This window comes from Saccharopolyspora sp. CA-218241, assembly GCF_050954615.1.
In the GTDB taxonomy this organism is placed as follows: Bacteria; Actinomycetota; Actinomycetes; order Mycobacteriales; family Pseudonocardiaceae; genus Saccharopolyspora; species Saccharopolyspora cebuensis.
Genome location: NZ_CP191860.1, coordinates 5152767 through 5171269, shown reverse-complemented (window position 1 = coordinate 5171269; position 18503 = coordinate 5152767). Strand labels below are relative to the sequence as shown.

Sequence of the window (18503 nt, the reverse complement as noted above, 5' to 3'; positions counted from 1 at the left end):
AAGACGACCTGTGCGTCGAGGAGGTTCCATGTCCGAAGTGGATCGGTCCCGCATCGAAATGCTGCGCGAGGAGGCGGAGCGCCACCGCGCGAACCTCGCCGAGATGCAGCAGCGCTTGAGCGAGCTCTCGGCGACCGCGGTCTCCCCCCGCAAGGAGGTGTCGGTGACCGTGGGCAACCAGGGCGTGATCAAGGACCTGCACTTCCCCACCAGCGCCTACCGCAAGCTCCCCAAGAAGGAGCTGGCGGAGCTGATCACGAACACGATCGCCGAAGCCCGGGAGAAGGCGACCGCCGAGATCGCCGGGATGGTGGCGCCGAACCTGCCCGCGGGCATCGACGCCAAGGCCATGGTCAACGGCGACATCTCCGCCGAGGCCCTCATCCCGAACGAGTCGCGGATGCCGCAGGTGTTCGAGGAGATGCGCAAGCGCCGCGCCGCGATCATCGAGAGGGGTCCCGAGCGATGAACGACTCGCTGTGGGTGGACCCCGAGCGGCTGGGCCGCAGCGGGGCGGGCTACTTCGACGCGCAGCAGGAGCTCGAGGGCGTCTCGCAGGAAGCGCGCGACATCACGCTCCGGTACTACAACAGCATCGGCAACGACGAGGAAGGCCAGAAGTTCCGGGCCGTCCTCGAACAGGGGTTGCAGCAGTACCACAACGGCATCGACATGCTCAGCGCCGCGATGAACTACGTCGGCGAGGGTCTGCGGAGCAACGGCGAGCTGTACGGCCGGGCCCGGGACAGCGCCGACGAGGCCACCTTCGGCCTCGAGACCGGGATGGAGCAGGGCGCCGCGGCGCTCGGGGCGAACCGGCCGCCCGGGCAGCAGGAGAGCGAGGTTCTGGCGGAGCCGCTCAAGCGGCGCGTGGAACCCATGGAGCAGGGCGTGCGGTTGCGGGCGCCGATGGCGCCGCTCGTGGGGCAGGAGGCCGAGGTTCTGGCGGAGCCGCTCAAGCAGCGCCTGGAGCCCATGGAGCCCGCGAAACCCGCGGAGGAGCCGTTGCCCAACGAGCCCGCGAACGGTGGGACGCAAGGGCAGGAGGGTGGCGCGTTCATCCCGGCCCATTCCCTGGGCATGCGGGGCGAGGACGGTCAGATGAAGTACCGGCTCCTGGGGATGGACGAGATCAAGACCGTCCCGAGCAACACCATGACCTCGCAGATGTCCATGCAGGCGTTGCGGTCCGGGGAGCAGGTGCTGGCCGGGGGCGAACCGCTGCCCGAGGGCTACCAGCTCATCATGGCCTCCGAGCTGCCCGGTGGCGAGGTCCGGCTCAACGTCGAGGACTACGCCGACGTGGTGCCGTTGACCGGCGACGTGCAGGTCGCGAACCAGGACGACCCCTCGCAGAGCCGTGACCTCACCGAAGACGGCATGCGGCCCTTCGCGGTCAAGGCCCGCGGCGAGGACGACCCACCGCAGCAGCCGGGGCTGCACATGGCGTTCGGCGAGGACGGCAGGTCCGCGTACTTCCGGTACGAGGACGAGTGACCGGAGGTTCGTGATGGGTTTCCCGGCGGGGCGCCGAGGGCGGGTCCACCGCAGCCCCCGCCGGGAGAGGGTGATGCCCGGACGGGTCCGCGCGGGAGGGAGGTGAGCGGTGGCCGACATCATCGTCGAGCTGCTCACCGGCATCAACCCGCCGGACTCCGACGCGGCGGCCATGTACAACATGGCCTCGGAGTACCGGGACAACGGCAACAGCCTGATGAGCAAGGGCGCCCACCTCCACGGGCTGTCGGGCGCCGCGCTGAACAGCGTCGACGGCGCGACCGCGGAGGCCATCGCCAGCTACACCAGGAACCTCTCGCTCCCGGTGGAGCAGTACGTGACGGGGCTGTACAACAGCGCCACGCTCATCGACGACTTCGCGCTCAACGCCGAAGAGACGATGTACGAGCTGTACACCATGGCGTCGTTCTGGGCGTGGGAGATCTACTCGGCCATGTTCTCGCCGTGGGGCTCCCTGGCGCTGCCGGCCCTCTACGCGGCCGCCCGCATGTGGCTGGACGACATCGCGCGAGCCAGCAAGGAGGCGGCGGAGTCCCTCACCGACTGGATGCGCCACGTCTGGGAAATGACGGAGGCGGTCGCCGAAGGCGCGGCCCAGGCCCTCATCCCGCAGTTCGCCACCATGGACAAGGGCAACCGGGACAGCGTCGACGGCGAGAAGGTCGGGCAAGAGATCACCGGCGAGGTGTTCGGTCAAGCCGCCGCCGGGGCAACGATCGCGGCGGCCAAGAAGAACGACCACACCAAGGACCTGCCGAAGACGGCCACCGGCGCGGGCGGCGTCGAGATCAACGCGGAGATGGCCGGCGGTGGCGGGGTGGCGGCCATCTGGGGCAGCGAATTCAACCCGGTGACCGCCGCCTCCTCGGGTTTCGCCTCGGGATTCACCACTCAGGGCGCGGCGAACATCTCGCAGGACGCCAGGAACGAGTACGACGAGCGCCACCGCGACTCCGACAACCAGTCGACGGACATCAGCTCGAAATCCCCGGACTTCAGCTTCAACCCGCCGCCCGGAGGCCGGGACCAGTCCGCCGGAGCGGGGGACGACCCGGACGGGCCACCGCCGAACGGCGGTGATGAGCCCGCGAAGCAGCCGCCACCGCAGGAGAAGCCGCCGGTGTCCTCCGGCGGGGAGCACGACTCCAAGGCCCCGCCCGCGCAGCACGGCGACGAGAAGGCGCCGCCCGCCTACACCGGCGGCCCGGTCCCGCCGTCGACGTCCCACCAGGGCGGCCAGACGCCGCCCGGTGCCCCGCCCCGCCCCGGCCAGGCCCCGCCGCCGGGCACCGGACCCGTCGCGGGCGGGAACACGCCGTCCGGTACCGAGCAGACCCCGCCACCCCCGTACGAGCCCACCGCTCCGCCGGGACACGCCCCGCCGTCCTACTCCGAGGTGGCGGGACCGACCCCGCCGGGTTCGACGCCGCCGGGCACGCCGCCGGTGGCGGGCGAGAACGCGCCGCCCGGCGGCCAGCAGGGGCCGCCGCCCGCGTACGAGCCCGCTCCTCCCGGGGTGGCCCCGCCCAGCTACACCGACGCCGTCGGGCCTCCTCCGGCGTACGCGCCACCGGACGCCCAGACGCCGCAGGACGTCTTCGCACCGCAGGAGGACCGGAAGCCGCCCGTCGAGGGCGCGGACCCGCCCGGCGGGCGGCAGCCGCAGGACGGCCCCGGCGACTCCCAGTCCGGCAACGGTCCGATGCCCGAGAAGCCGGGTGCGGTGCCGGTCGAGTCCGGCCCGAACGGCGGTGGCGTGCGTCCCGGCACCGAAGCGCCGCCTGCCGGTGAGCAGAGCGGAACCAACCGGCCGGTCGACGCCCCCGGCACCACGCCGACGGGCACCCCGCCCACCTCCGGGCAGACCCCGCCGCAGGGCGCGACGACCCCGCCCCCGGCGGGGACCGACGCTACGCAGCCGCCGGTCGCCGGGAACCCGGCCGCGCCACCGGGCTCCGCGCAGCAGCCGACCGGGACCACCGGAGCGGATCGGGGACTCCCGGGTTTCGACACCTCCCTGACACGACCGGAGGAGGGCCCCGGCGCCCAGCGGCCCCCGGCCGAGCAAACGTCCGGGCAGCCGACCCCGGGGCGTTCGGATGTCGTGCCGCCGGGCGCGGACCGGCAGGGGCAGCAGCAGCCCCCGGGCGAGCAGGGCCCGGGTCAGCAGGGCCCCGGTCAGCAGAGCCCGGGTCAGCAGAACACCGGTCAGCAGAGCCCGGGTCAGCAGAACACCGGTCAGCAGAACACCGGTCAGCAGAGCCCGGGTCAGCAGAACACCGGTCAGCAGAACACCGGGCGCTCCGAGGTCGATCAGCAGTCCCCGGGCGAGCGGAGCTCCGAAACCGGTCCGGTGGGCCAGGAGTCGACCCAGCAGCAGCCGACCCAGCCACCCGGCCAGCGGGACACGACCGGCCAGCGGGAGCAGGACTCCCCGTCCCGCGGGCAGGACTCCCCGAACTCCGAGCAGCCCGGTGCCGAACGTCCGAACTCCGGCCAGCCCACGACATCCGCGCCGCCGGTCGTCACCGGACCGGCCGGTCGATCCGAGAGCACCTCGACCGCGACGACGCCCTCCGGTCAGCGGGAGTCCACCGCGCCGACCCCGACGGCGGCGCGGGGCGGCGACCCGGCGACGTCCGGCTCCCGTCGCGGGCGCACCGGCGCCTCGCGCGAGCAGGTCCCGACCGAGGTGCCGACCACCGGACCGGAGCTGTCCCTCGAACGCGAGGCGCCCACCGACGGCCCGGACACCGGGATCACGTTGTCGACCCCCGCACCCGAGATGTCCACCGAGGACGGCGATCGGCACGTCACCGAGGAACAGCACCAGCAGCTCCCCGCCGGTCCGCCCCCGACCGGGACCACCCCGGAACCCGCGGCCACCAAGGACGCTCCGCCGGTCAGGGACGCCCCGCCCGTCAAGGGGATTCCGCCGACCAGGGATGCTCCGCCCGCCAAGGACGCCCCGGTGCCCCGCGATCCGGGCCCTGAGCGCGACGACAGCGGATCGCGGGAGGCACCGCCGAAGGAGACGACCACCGGCCCGTCGCGTCCGGTGCGGGTGGTGTCGGCGGCGAACCCGGAGGCGACGTCGACGTTCAGCCGGGGGGTGCTGGCGCGGGCGAAGCAGGTCAACGGCACCGAGTACGCGCGCGGTGTGCCGGGCAGGCAGCGCAACTGCGGTCCGGGGTCGGTGGCGTTGGCGAACGCGTTGCGGCGGCGGGGTGAGGTGCGGTCGGCGCCGGAGAGCGGCGCGGTGCACCGGGACGACGTCGAGCGGGGGCTGGCCGGGGCGAAGTTCGAGCGGGTGTCCGGTGTCGATGCGGTGCAGGACCGGATGGTCGAGGACCGGGCGCACGATCTGGGCATCGTGTACCGGGACCACGGCGACGGCACGGGGCACTTCTTCCTGGCGGTGCGCGGTCGGGACGACAGCGGCGGGATGGAGATCGTCTACGTCGACCCGGTGACCGGCGCCCCGGAGCGGATCGATGTCCCGGCGGTGGAGACGTGGTTCGCCCCGCTGAGCATGGCGGATCGGACTCGGTTGACGCCGGTGGTCTCCCCGGTCGGAACGACGGGCATCCCGACGGATCACGCACCGGGCACGCCGCTGGGCATGGGCGGGATGCCGAGCAGCGGGGGCAATCCGCGTCGCAGCGGTGGCCGCTCGGTGCCGTCGATGCCTTCTGCTGAGGGGCCGTTGTCGGGTGCGCGGGATGGTGCTGAGGCGGGTCCGTCGAGCGGGGGTGGTCGGCGTCGTGGTGGTGGTCGGCCGGTGCCGTCGATGCCTTCTGCTGAGGGGCCGTTGTCGGGTGCGCGGGATGGTGCTGAGGCGGGTCCGTCGAGCGGGGGTGGTCGGCGTCGTGGTGGTGGTCGGCCGGTGCCGTCGATGCCCTCTACTGAGGCGCCGTTGTCCGCGGCGTCGGAGCTCGACCCGCAGCCCCCGGCGCACGAGGAGGCCCCGCCGAAGCGCGCGGCGTTCGACGAGCGCTACCAACCGTCGCCGGAGGAGGAGTCCGCGGCGATGGCGGCCGTGGCGAACGAGATCGTGGCGCGGTACCCGTCGGATCGGTTCCTCCGCGTGGCGATGGGGCGCGGCAGCTCTCCGGTGGTCTCCGCGCTGCGGGATGGGGGCCACGGGGTGGTCGAGGCCCCGCCGCTGTCCTTCCACGTGGCTTCGGAGCCGGGTTCCATCCAATACGCGGCGCTCGCCAGTTTGGGATGGTCCAATCCGAGTGACGCGGAGCGAACGGCGATGGAGCGGTTCTTCGGGGAGCTCGTGCGTGGCGCGGAGGGACGGGACATCGTCCTCATCGACCCCAACCCGACCGGGCTCCCGCTGGTGGCGGCGCAGTACTACTTGCAGCGGCACCTCGAAGTGCGGAGCGACCGTGCGAGGGTGTACGCCCTGGCGATTCAGCACGAAGCGGATCGTTCCTCCTTCGAAGAACTGAGCGAGACGGTCCGCAAGCAGGATGACGCGGGAGACCGGTGGCGGCGGTGGACGTTCCGCAACCGGATGTTGTCGCTGAGTCCGACGGGGCCACTGGGTGCGCACGGACCGGTGGTCGATCACATGATGCGGCGACAGGATCGCGCGAGGCTGGCGCAGTTCGGGATCTCGGCGGCGAACTTCGCGGACGATCGGGCGGCGGGTCAGGCGTTCCTCCGGAACGACGTGCCGAATTTCGGTGCGGTGCGCGCGGCGTTTCACCGGACGGGCGTACCGGTTCGGGATTCGAACGGTGCGGCGGCGGCGTGGCACGGCACCGCAATCGCCAATTCTCCCGAACATGCCGGGGATCTCACGGTCGACCCGTTCGTCGAGTTGAGCCGTGGCAACCTGGCCGACTGGGCCCGCCTGACCTTCTCGGTGCATCCGGAGGGGTACGCCGGGATCGCGGAGGACCTGGCGGCTCGGCCGCCGGGTTCCCAGGCGATCGTGCACGAGCCGGATCGGGAAGGCGGAGACATCTTCTTCCGGGCGCAGAACGTCGATGGACGGGCTGTGTTCCTCAACGATCGGGCCAGCTGGTTCGCGCGTCTGGACCCCGATCCGGGCCTCGTGTGGGTCGCTCAGGTGGACGTCCATGCCACGCCGCTGCCGTCGTACGAGTCGGACCGGGGGCCGCAGCAGACCCAGGACCCGCCGCCGTCGTACGACTCGGCCCTCGAGGAGGGAGCGCGGCAGCAGGAGGACGGCGATCGCGCCGGGGAGAAGGAGCCTTCGACCGGGCCGGAGCGGGGCACGTCGCCGAGGGTGATCGCCAGCGGCAGTTTCGTCACTCCGGAGGAGGAGGATCGCTACCTCGACCGCTACCGCGATGCGCTGTCGGTCAACAGCGATGAGCACGACGATCCGGCTGACCAGCAGGTCGCGCGCGGGCGGGCCTTCAACTGCTTGAACGCGGTGGTGCAGGCTTTCAACGCCCTCACCCGTGGCAGGCCGTTCCGGGCGGAGCCGAGTGGTCCGGTGAGCCGGGCCCGCGCCCAGGATGAGCTCGGTGTGGAGTTCCGGCGCTCGGGTAGTTGGGCCGAGTTCGAGGACCGGTTGCTGGCCGATGATGTGCCCAACGGCACTGCCGGCATCGTGATCGACGGTTCGCAGGCGTTGCTGTTCCACCGGGATTCCGACGGTGTGTTGAACGTGCTGAACCCGCAGGACGGGTGGCTTGCCGATACTCCGCCGGGTTCCCGCGACATCCATTGGGCGCCGTTGTCGGCGGAGGCGGTGCTGCCGCAGATCACCGCACCGCTGGACGCCTCGACCGACGGCCCCGATCTGGTCCACGGTGGAGCCCGCAAGCTCGCGGTGCGCACCGCTGGCCAGAAGCGAGCGCTGTCGGTGGGTCCGGAGAACAGCGCCGAGCCCTCGAAGCGGGCGCGCGGGGATGACGCCCAGGCCGGTGATCAGGCCATGGACACCGACGACGCCGAGGTCCCGGAGCGGGTGCGCGGGGACTACACCTGGCCCGGTGTCGCGACCACGGCCGTCAACTCCGCCTTCCGCGACCTGGTGCGGCCGACCGACACCCGCCGGAGCGGGGAGTTCAAGGAGAACTACCTCGGCGCGCTCCAGAAGAGCATCGACGAGGACCGCGAGCTGGGCTTCGTGGTGAACGCGATCGTCCCGGCCCGCGACCTCGGCAACATCCAGCAGGTCGTCGAGGCGATGACCGCGGACATGCGGGGGAAGGACGGCCGGGTCGCGATCGTCCTCGGCGTGAACGGGATTCAGACGGAGCACGACACCAAGGAGGCTGCGGACGAGGCGGTGAACGCCGCGGTGCGGGAGGCGCAGGCGTCCGTCGACCGGCTGGGAGTTCCGGTCGCCCTGGTCGCCGTGGGCACTTTCGCCCACTCGACGACGCGCGGCGCCCCGAAGGTGCCGTACGGCACCCTGCGCAACCGGACGTTGGGCAGCGCGGCGAACGCCGACGTCATCGCCGCGCTGACCGACGAGGGCACGCACCCGTACCTGTCGTTCCAGGACTACGACACCGGGCGGCGGACCGCGCCGGACGGTGAGCACGTGTTCAACCACTTCGAGACGCTGGTGCGGCCGTCGCGAACCTGGGAGGGGCCGTCGAACGACGAGGAGGGGCCCCCGCCGCCGAGCCGACCGCTGATGATGTCCGGCGGCTACCGGGTCGGCCCCGGCAACGTGTTCGACGACGTGATCGCCTCGCTGGAGCGTGAGCGGGACCGCCTCCAGGCGCAGCTCGACGACCCGGAGGTCGCCGAGCGCGATGGGCTGCTCACCGAGATCAGCGACCTCGACGCTGAGATCGAGGCCATCCGCGACGACCGGGTGGCGCTGCACGAGGAGTTCAGCAACCAGGTCCTCGCCGACATGGTGACCCGGGACCGGCAGGCCGCCGTGCACCCGCTGCTGCCGTACTCGCCGGAACCGAACCTCTACGTCGACGCCACCCTGCTGCTGCGGCCCGACAGGGGCATCGGCAGCGGTCAGGACCAGTTCGGCTTCGGTGACGGCGCTGCCGAGTTCGACAAGCTGGCCCGCAAGGTCAACCGGGAGAACGCCAGGGAGTTCGCGGAGCACTACGACGACCTCTACGACCAGGCCTACGACACCGAGGTGCAGGCCGTAACCCGCGACGTGGTGGAGAACGCGGGGAAGGCCGAGGAGGCGGCGGAGCTCGACGCGGGTGCGGATCGGGCGGAGCCGTCGAAGGCTCCGCCGCAGACCAGGAACGAGACGAAGGACGACGTCGTCCAGCGGGTGAAGTCCGACGCCGCCGGTGGTCACCCGGTCCGCGAGGTGCCGTTCCTCACCGGTTTCGTGAACAACGCCATCGAGACCGACATGACCCGCATCGCCCGTGGCTGGTACCGGGGCGGGCGGACCACGCGGGCGCTGCCGCAGACCCACCTCGACATCAACGCGCTGCGGAACCGGTTCTGGCAGGCCAGCGAGGACAGCGGCGGGAACCCGAAGAAGCCCATCGGGGCGTCCAAGGGCACGAAGATCGGGACGTACCAGAAGGAATACCCGGGGCGGGCCGACAACGAGCGCGACCCGCTGGGCGTCGCGCTGAACTCCACGGACCTCGCCCACCTGGGCGCCGGGGAGAGGAACGTGCTGCACGGGGCGCTGTCGATGAAGCTGCGCTTCAGCCGCCACCCGGAGTTGAACGACGTCCGCATCGGACTCCCGACCGACCCCGAGGGCACGGTCCGCCCCGGCAACCGCTCCGACTCCGGGGCGAGGGCGACGGCCAACCCCAAGACGATGATGGCCCACAACACGGCGCTGACCCCGCAGGCGCCGACCATGGTGCGCAACCTCCAGATGTTCGCCGACACCTACCTCGACTCACGCACGTCGGGGCCGGTGATCGGCGCGGGCTCGTTCTACCGGCGGGTCGCCACCGCACTCGGCGGTGAGATCGACCCCGCCCGGGTCCGCGAGGACGTGGTCGGCACCGCGACCGCGCTGTTCGCCTCGGAGTCGGGCAAGGAGACGGGGCCGGGCGGCGCGTCGCTCGCCGACCAGCCCGCGACCGAGTTCACCGTCCAGCACCGGATCGACCAATCCGTGGGACCGCTGGTGCTGGCCCTGGCGCAGGGCCCGACCCCGTCCGGCAACCGGGTCGACGAGCTGGTGGGCCGCCTGGTGGCGACCCACCTCAACCGGGCGGTGCACGCCGAACGGCCCGACGGCACCGTGGACGTCTTCGAGCCGTTCCCGCACGAGGGCGCCGGCGAGCGCGGTCCGGACCTGCACGTGCCCGCGCCCGGCACGGAGTCCGACGCGTCCCAGCACGCCCCGATCCCCGGCTCCTCGCTGGACGCGCTCGTGGTCGCCTCGCGGCAGACCTTCGCCGGGGACCCGGAGGGCGAGGCCCGCTTCGTGCGGGAGCACCTCGCCCCCGTGCTGCTGGTGAACAAGGACGCCTACGACGCCGACCTGCCCGGGCACCGGACGAACTGCCTCGACTCCGCCGTGCAGGGCCTCAACGCGGTGGCGGACCCGGAGGGCGCGGAGGCCGGGGAGTACCGGGCCCGGCCGAGCGGACCGGTGCACCACGAAGCGGCCGCCGAGAAGCTCGGGGTGCGCTTCGAGCGGCAGCCCCGCGGCTACCACGACATCACCGCGCAGATGCTGGGCGAGCCCGACGGCTCCCGGGGCCTGGTGTTCACCACGGACGGGAAGAACGGGCACTTCTTCACGGTCCACAAGGCCGACGGCATGGTCGTCTTCCTCGACCCGCAGACCGGTCGGCTCGCCGATCTGTCGAAGAGTCCCAGCAAGGTCCTGTTCGCCCCCGTCCCGAGCGGCCAGGTGCTCGACTCCGTGCGGACGCCGGTGGACCACGCCATTCCGGAATCCGAACGGGGCGAGTACGGCGGTTCGAGCGAGCGCGACGGCGGGGCGGAGACCGGGAGCCGTCGGAACCCGAGGCGGGGCGGCAACCGGCCGGTGCCGTCGCTGGCGGGGGATGGGGCGCCGACGCAGGACGGGGGCGCCGAGCGGCCTGGTGGGAGGCGTCCGCGCCTGACCGGGAGCGGATGGGTTCCCTCGTTGGCCCGTGGCGGGCAGGTGAACGCGGACTTCGTCGCGGGTACGTCGACCGAGACGGCGGCGGATCTTTTCGGGAGCCATCCGCTGCCCCAGGAACAGCGCAATCCGATCGAGGGTTTCGGGGAGTACATCCCGGAATCGGAGCGGGTGCCTCCGTACGAGCTGCCGGCGGACCACCAGCGGGTGGATCCACCGCCGTACGAGTCCGCGCAGGAGGGTTCGCACGAGGCTCCGCCGCCGTACGAGTCGACCGGGCCGGTGCGGGGCACGTCGCCGAGGGTGGTCGCCAGCGGCAGTTTCGCCACTCCGGAGGCGGAGGCGCGTTACCTGGATGAGCGCTACCGCGATGTGGTGTCGGTCAACAGCGATGAGTACGACGATCCGGCTGACCAGCAGGTCGCGCGCGGGCGGGCCTTCAACTGCTTGAACGCGGCGGTGCAGGGTTTCAACGCCTTGGCCCGTGGCAGGCCGTTCCGGGCGGACCCGAGTGGTCCGGTGAGCCGGGCCCGCGCCCAGGATGAGCTCGGTGTGGAGTTCCGGCGCTCGGGTAGTTGGGCCGAGTTCGAGGACCGGTTGCTGGCCGATGATGTGCCCAACGGCACTGCCGGCATCGTGATCGACGGTTCGCAGGCGTTGCTGTTCCACCGGGATTCCGACGGTGTGTTGAACGTGCTGAACCCGCAGGACGGGTGGCTTGCCGATACTCCGCCGGGTTCCCGCGACATCCATTGGGCGCCGTTGTCGGCGGAGGCGGTGCTGCCGCAGATCACCGCACCGCTGGACGCCTCGACCGACGGCCCCGACCTGGTCCACGGTGGAGCCCGCAAGCTCGCGGTGCGCACCGCTGGCCAGAAGCGAGCGCTGACGATCAGCCGGGAGAACAGCACCGAGGTACCGAAGCGGGCGCGCGGGGACTACGCCCAATCCGGGGAGCGGGTCACGGTCGCCAACTCCGCGTTCCGCGACCTGGTCCGGACGACCGACACCGGCAAGAGCGACGAGTTCTCCCACGACTACCTCGGTGCGCTCCAGAAGAGCATCGACGAGGACCGCGAGCTGGGCTTCGTGGTGAACGCGATCGTCCCGGCCCGCGACCTCGGCAACATCGAGGACGTCGTCAGCGCGATGACGGCGGGGATGCGGGGGATGGACGGCCGGGTCGCGATCGTCCTCGGCGTGAACGGGACCAACGCGGGCCGCGGGGACAAGGCCCGCGCGGACAAGGCGGTGCGCGACGCGGTGCTGGCGGCGCAGGCGTCCGTCGACCGGCTGGGAGTTCCGGTCGCCCTGGTCGCCGTGGACACCTTCAACCCCTCGACGGGCAGCGGCAAGCCGAAGGTGCCGTACGGCACCCTGCGCAACCGGACGTTGGGCAGCGCGGCGAACGCCGACGTCATCGCCGCCCTGACCGACCGGGGCACGCACCCGTACCTGTCGTTCCAGGACTACGACACCGGGCGGCGGACCGCGCCGGACGGTGAGCACGTGTTCAACCACTTCGAGGCCCTCGTGCGGTCCTCCGAGGCCGGGACGGACCTGCCGCCGAGCCGACCGCTGATGATGTCCGGCGGCTACCGGGTCGGCCCCGGCAACGTGTTCGACGACGTGATCGCCTCGCTGGAGGCCGAGCTGGACCAGGCCCAAGCGGACCTGGCCGCGGCGAAGGACAAGAAGGTGCGCAACGCGCTGCACCGGAAGTCGCTCGGCCTCGACGCGGAGATCGAGGACATCCGGAAGAACCGCACGTCGTTGCACGAGGAGCTGGCGAACCAGGTCCTCGCCGACATGGTGACCCGGGACCGGCAGGCGGCCCTGCACCCGCTGCTGCCGTACTCGCCGGAACCGAACCTCTACGTCGACGCCACCCTGCTGCTGCGGCCCGACCTGGCCATCGGTCACGAACCGGCCCAGTTCGGCTTCGGCAAGGACGGTGCGGAGTTCGACAAGCTGGCCCGCAAGGTCAACCGGCAGAACGCCAGGGAGTTCGCGGAGCACTACGACGACCTCTACGACCAGGCCTACGACACCGCGGAGCAGGCCGAGGCGGCCGACGCGGTGGAGAACGCGGGGAAGGCCGAGGAGGCGGCGGAGCTCGACGCGGGTGCGGATCGGGCGGAGCCGTCGAAGGCTCCGCCGGAGACCAGGAACGAGACGAAGGACGACGTCGTCCAGCGGGTGAAGTCCGACGCCGCCGGTGGTCACCCGGTCCGCGAGGTGCCGTTCCTCACCGGTTTCGTGAACAACGCCATCGAGACCGACATGACCCGCATCGCCCGCGACTGGTACCGGGGCGGGAAGACCACGAACGCGTTGCCGCAGACGCACATCGACACCAACTCCCTGCGGAACCGGTTCTGGCAGGGCAGCGAGGACAGCGGCGGCGACACGCGGGTCGTCATGAACGCGGCGAGCGATACGGGGATCCGGGCCTACCAGAAGGACTACCAGGAGCGGGCGGAGAGCGAGGCCGACCCGCTGGGCATCGCGCTGCGCAACGCGGAGGACCTCACGAACCTGGGCGGCCAGGAGAAGAACGTGCTGCACGGCGCGCTGTCCATGCGGTTGCGCTTCAGCCGCCACCCGGAGTTGGAAGACGTCCGCATCGGACTCCCGACCGACCCCGAGAGCACGGTCGGTCGCCACGTCAACCGGTTCGAGCCCAAGGCGCGCGAGACCTTCGACCCGAAGACGATGGTCGTCCACAACGCCGCGCTGAGCCCGCAGGCACCGGCCATGATGCGCGAGCTCCAACTGTTCGTCGGCACCTACCTCGATCCCCGGACCTCCGGGACGGTGATCGGCGAGGGCTCGTTCTACCGGCGGGTCGCCACCGCGCTCGACGACGGGACCGACGGCGCGGGGTTGCGCGAGCACTCGGTCCGCACCGGGATCGAGCTGTTCGCTTCGGAGGCGGGCAAGGAGACCGGCAAGGGCGGCGCGTCGCTCGCCGACCAGCCCGCCACGAAGTTCACCGTCCAGCATCAGGTCCTCGACGCGAAGGGGCCGCTGGCGCTGGCCCTCGCGCAGGGGCCGTCCCACGCCGGGCGGGGGACCGACGAACTGGTGGGCCGCCTGGTGGCGACCCACCTCAACCGGGCGGTGCACGCCGAACGGCCCGACGGCACCGTGGACGTCTTCGAGCCGTTCCCGCACGAGGGCGCCGGCGAGCGCGGTCCGGACCTGCACGTGCCCGCGCCCGGCACGGAGTCCGACGCGTCGGCGGGGAGGTACGGCGAGCTCACCGGCGCCGGGCCGGACACCCCTGGGACCGCCTCGCCGCAGACCTCCGCTGGAGGGCCCGAGACCGGGTCGCAGGACCTGTTGGAGTTCCTGGACTGGCAGGGTCCGTTGCCTCGGGTGGTGACGCGGGAGGCTTTCCCGAACGACGTGGCCGCGAGTGCGTGGGCGCATCGGGAGTACCCGGAGGCCGTCATGGTGAACCGGGCGCCGGAGGGCAACACCGATCCGGCGGTGGCCGATGAGGCGCCTGGTCGGCTTTCGAACTGCTTCCACACCACGATCCAGTTGTTCCGGAGCCGGAAGCTCGGTCAGCAGTTCCACGCGGATCCGTCCGGTGTGACATCGGTCGCGGATATGAACCGGTACTTCGGGGGCGGGGCCACGTTGCACAAGGACGGCGTGCCCAGCCTGGAGCGGACTGTGACGCAGGAGTGGCCTCCGGGTTCGAGGGGTGCAGTGTTCCTGTTGCCGCAGCGGCCGGACGGGCGGTTGCCGGTGCCGGGGGAGCAGCAGCAGGGTCACTTCTTCTACGTGGAGAAGACCGAGTCGGGCCGGGTGGACTACCTCGATGGCCAGTGGGGGACCGCGACTTCGCTGCCTGAGGGGAGCTCCTTCCACGCCATCTCGTGGTTGGCTGCGCCGAAGCATTCCGCCGGCCCGTACACCCAGTCCGGTCCGGTGTCGTCCCCGGCCCGAGGCGCGGAGTCAGACTCGTCCGGCGATGAGGGCGTTCTGTCGCAGGTCGGCGGCAGCACTGATGGTGATGTCCGGGATGTGAGGGGGCAGGACGGCTCGATCGCTGGGCGTGAGTCGGGGTCGGCTGAGCGGGGTCGGACGCAGGATGAGGGGCCGGGACAGCGGCGCAATCCGAGGCGGACGGGGAACCGGCCGGTGCCGTCGCTGGGGCGGAGCGGGCCTCGGTCGGAGGTCGGCGGGAGCGCTGAGCGTGGTGAGGACGCGCTTCCGCCGGGGGAGCGGCGCAATCCTAGGCGTTCGGGGAACCGGCCGGTGCCGTCGTTGGGGCGGAGCGGGCCTGCGCCGGATGGTCCGGATGGCGGCTCGGACGACCGCGGCGATGCTGGGCAGCGGCGTTCTCGGCGGTCCGGTCCGGGTGATGCGGTGCCGCGGTTGGCGCGTGACGGGCGGTCGGGGGACCGGGATGGCGTCGCGCGGATGGTTCCGGACGACGAGCCGTTGGATCCGGCGGAGGCCGAGCTGGAGCGGCTGCGGTGGCGGCAGGAGCAACTGCGGTTGCAGGAGGAGCGGCTGCGGCAGTTGGCGCCCCAGTCCGGGGAGGAAGCGACGATCGCCAACCCGGTACCGCCGTACGACCCGGCTCGATTGCCGCCGTACGAGACGTTCGTGGGTTCGCGGGCGGAGCGCGGGGATCCGCCGCCGTTCGAGTCGTTCCGCGCGGAGCGGTTCCTGCGTGGTGGGCGTGACGAGGCGCGCGGGGATGAGCGGGACCGTGGTGGTCGGCGTCCGTCGGGTCGTGGTGGTGCGGCCGGGTCGGACCGTGGCCGGGAGCTGTTGTTGGAGCAGCAGCGAATGGTCGAGGCGACGAACGAGCTGGCGCGGCGGATCGTCGAGAAGTACCCGCCGGATCGGTTCTCCTACGTGGGGGTCGGGCGCAGTCCGGCGCCGGTGATCGCGGCGTTGCAGGCGCGTGGTGAGCAGGCGGTGTCGTTCCCGCTGTCGGGTTTCCGCGTGGCGCCTGATCCGGATTCGACGGCTTACGGCGCGTTTTCGGGATCGGGTGCTCGGCTGTTGTCCGACTCCGAGCGGGTGCTGCTCGGGGATCACTTCGACGAGTTCCTGGGCGACCTCCCGGCGGATCGGGATGTGCTGCTGGTCGACTACACCGTTTCCGGCCTGTCGTTGGTGGCGGCGCAGCATTTTCTCCAGGAGCACCTGGGTGAGCGGTCGGTGCACGCGCTGGCGATGTACAGCGGGCAGACGTCGGGGGTGTTGCGGCGGACGCGTGAGAAGATCCTGGACAACGGGACCGCCTCCGAGGGGCGGTTGTGGGATTCGCGGTTCGATTCGGTGGCGCTGGATTCCGGCGAACCTCTCGTTGCCGAGGGCCCGCTGGCGTCGTCCGGTCGGGTGGAGTCGACCGGTCCGCTGGGTGCGGGCGGGCCGCTGCTGGGTGCGGCGTTGGGGAGCCAGACCTTCGACGAGATGTCGGAGCACGGTGAGTTCCCGTTCCTGAGGCGGGCCGTGGATTCGGCCGGTATGCCGGAGTTGTTCGACGTGTACCGGCCGCGTCCGGGTGACCGGGTCGGGTACATGGACCGGGTGGGCAGCGGTTACCAGGCGTTGGAGGCGGCGCTGCGGTACGGCCCGGGTGGTCCGGAGTCGGTGGAGGCGCTGACCGATTCGGGGTCGCCTGGGGAGGGTGCGGTCGCTGGTGGTGGGCGGTCGTTGCCGGGGGTGTTGTCGGCGGGGACCTTCGCGGACGATCCCCTGGCCGGTTCGAACTTCCTGCAGGAGAAAGTGCCGCGTTTCGGGTTGGCGAACGCGGACAACTACCGGCGGGGGGTGCCCGGGCACGACACGAACTGCGCGGTGGCCGCGGTCCAGGGTGCCAATGCCGACAACCATCCGGAGCGCGCTGCCGAGTTCGAGGCTGCGCCGAGCGGTCCGATGTACCGGCAGGAGGTGGAGCGGCAGACGGGTCTGGAGTTCTCGCGTCGGCCGGATGGTTATGCCGGGATCGCGGAGCACGTGGCGAACCAGCCGGACGGGTTCCAGGCGGTGGTGTACCGGGACCAGCGCAGCGGTGACGGGCACTTCTTCCGGGTGAAGAACGTCGGTGGCCGGGTGGTGTTCCTGGACGACCAGACGGGGTGGTTCGCGGATCTGGACACCGATCCGGTGGAGGTCTGGCTCGCCCCGGTGCCTTCGGACGCCGAGCTGACCTTGCAGCCGAAACCGCTGGGCGGCGAGGAGGAGCCCGTCGGCGACGGCCCCACCGGCCGCGGCGGCTCGAGCCGGAGGACCGGCACGGCACCGCAACTGGCCGTGGTGCACGAGGACATCGAGCTGGACACCCTCCGGCCGGAGGAGACCGCGCCGGTACCGCAGCCGGTCGCGAGCGGGAGCGAGCGCACCGAAGCCGAGCGCACCGAAGGCACCGAGGACGGCACCCAGCAGGCCGGGCCGAGCAGCGCCCCGATCAGCGCGCCGGCGATCACCCTCACCGAGCCGGACAGCGAGCACTCGATGCTGCTGGACCTGAGCTCGGCTCCCGACTACGTGCAGGACGGGAAGGCGCTCGGCCGGATCCTGCTGACCGGTCTGGAAACCGACGCGCTGGTCGAGCGGGTGCGCGCCCGGGTGCCGAACCCGGAGAACCTCGGGACCGAGGGTTTCGACGCGATCGGGCGGGTGGCCAAGCAGCAGTTCGAGAACCTCCAGGGCCGGGCCGGACGCAAGTTCCCGGTGCGCGTGGGCAAGAACTGGTACGAGGTCACGGTGCGCGCCACCCCGCGGCTGCCGCAGGACTTGCACTCCGTGGCCGCCGAACCCACCCAGGGCGACACCCAGATCGACATGACCACGCAGACCGGCGGCGGCAGCTCGCGCACCGCCACCGTCGCGACGTCGAGCGAGGTCGGGGTCACCGTCACCGGGGGCCAGCTCGTCGGCGCCTACGGCACGCTCGGGGCCCACGCCCCGCTCGCTTCCCCCGCCGTCTCCCGGCCGGGCGAGTCGTCCTACCAGGCGGCGTCCAACTTCCGCTCCGCGAAGGGCTCCACCCACGCCGAGGTGCCGGTCGACTTCGTCATCGAGGTGCACGACGCCGCCGGACGGCCCGTTCCGCCGCCGGAGGGCCAATCGGGCACGGTCACCGAGTCGGCCCACCTGCGCATCCCGAACGACCTCGGGATGACGCGCTATCCGGAGGTGGCCTCGACGACTCCCCCCGAGGGGTGGGCGTCGCGCTTGGAGAACTTCGGTGTCGAGGCCGTGGTCGACATCGACGACCGGTTCGCCGAGGTCGCCGCGCAGATGCATCCCTCGATCACCAAGCTGGGCGCACCGGGGCGCAGCACGCTGCAGGACTTCCTGAGCCCCGGCAACCTGCGGAACACCATGGCGCAGATGGTGCGCGGCTGGACCACTTCCCAGGACCTGGTCAGCCCGCACGCCAGTCACGGCACGGCGGTCCAGATGCGGGCTTCCCACGGCGAGGTCGAGCTGCTGGGCGTCTCCGGCTCGACGTCCATGCGGCTCACCGAGGCCGCCACTTCGAGCAGCAGCACTTCCGCGGCCAGCAAATCCGGGTTCGACGTCAACACCGCCGTCGGTGGCGGCGCCAGCGTCCCGGGAGCCGTGGGCGCCCGGGGAGGGCCCACCGGCAGCTACGGCACGAGTCGATCCTCTACCTCCACCACCGGCGTGGAAACGACCACCAAGTCCGGGATGCAGGTCAAGGGGAACACCGGGCTCTACAAGGTGCACACCACCATCGAGGTGCGCACGGCGAACGGGCGGACGATCACGGTTCCGGCCACGACCTACCTGCGTGCCGGTCTGCGCGAGGCCGCCGCGCAGGGCCTGCCGGTGCCGCCCGGCACCCCGAACTCGATCACCACCGCCCCCACCGAGCGGCTGTTCCCGCCCCCGTTCCTGGGTGCGAAGGCCGCTGCGGGGGACATCAAGGTCGGTGCCTCCCCCGCGTTCGACC

3 protein-coding genes (1 of these 3 only partly in view) are annotated in these 18503 nt (G+C 71.9%); all 3 read left to right on the top strand.

Annotated elements, in window-relative coordinates:
* The first annotated feature begins 28 nt into the window (after positions 1-28).
* Positions 29-469, top strand: a complete 441-nt coding sequence (locus ACQP0T_RS24435) for a YbaB/EbfC family nucleoid-associated protein (RefSeq protein ID WP_433870158.1) — start codon at positions 29-31, stop codon at positions 467-469.
* A complete protein-coding gene (locus ACQP0T_RS24430; RefSeq protein WP_433870157.1) occupies positions 466-1497 on the top strand; it encodes a hypothetical protein in 1032 nt (343 codons plus the stop codon). Before ACQP0T_RS24435 ends, ACQP0T_RS24430 begins: the two co-directional genes overlap by 4 nt.
* A gap of 109 nt (positions 1498-1606) precedes the next feature.
* Positions 1607-18503 carry the 5' portion of a DnaJ domain-containing protein gene (locus ACQP0T_RS24425; RefSeq protein ID WP_433870156.1) on the top strand. 14915 nt of this gene lie beyond the right edge of the window, so the window shows 16897 of its 31812 coding nt (coding positions 1-16897); it begins with the start codon at positions 1607-1609; its stop codon lies off the right edge, out of view.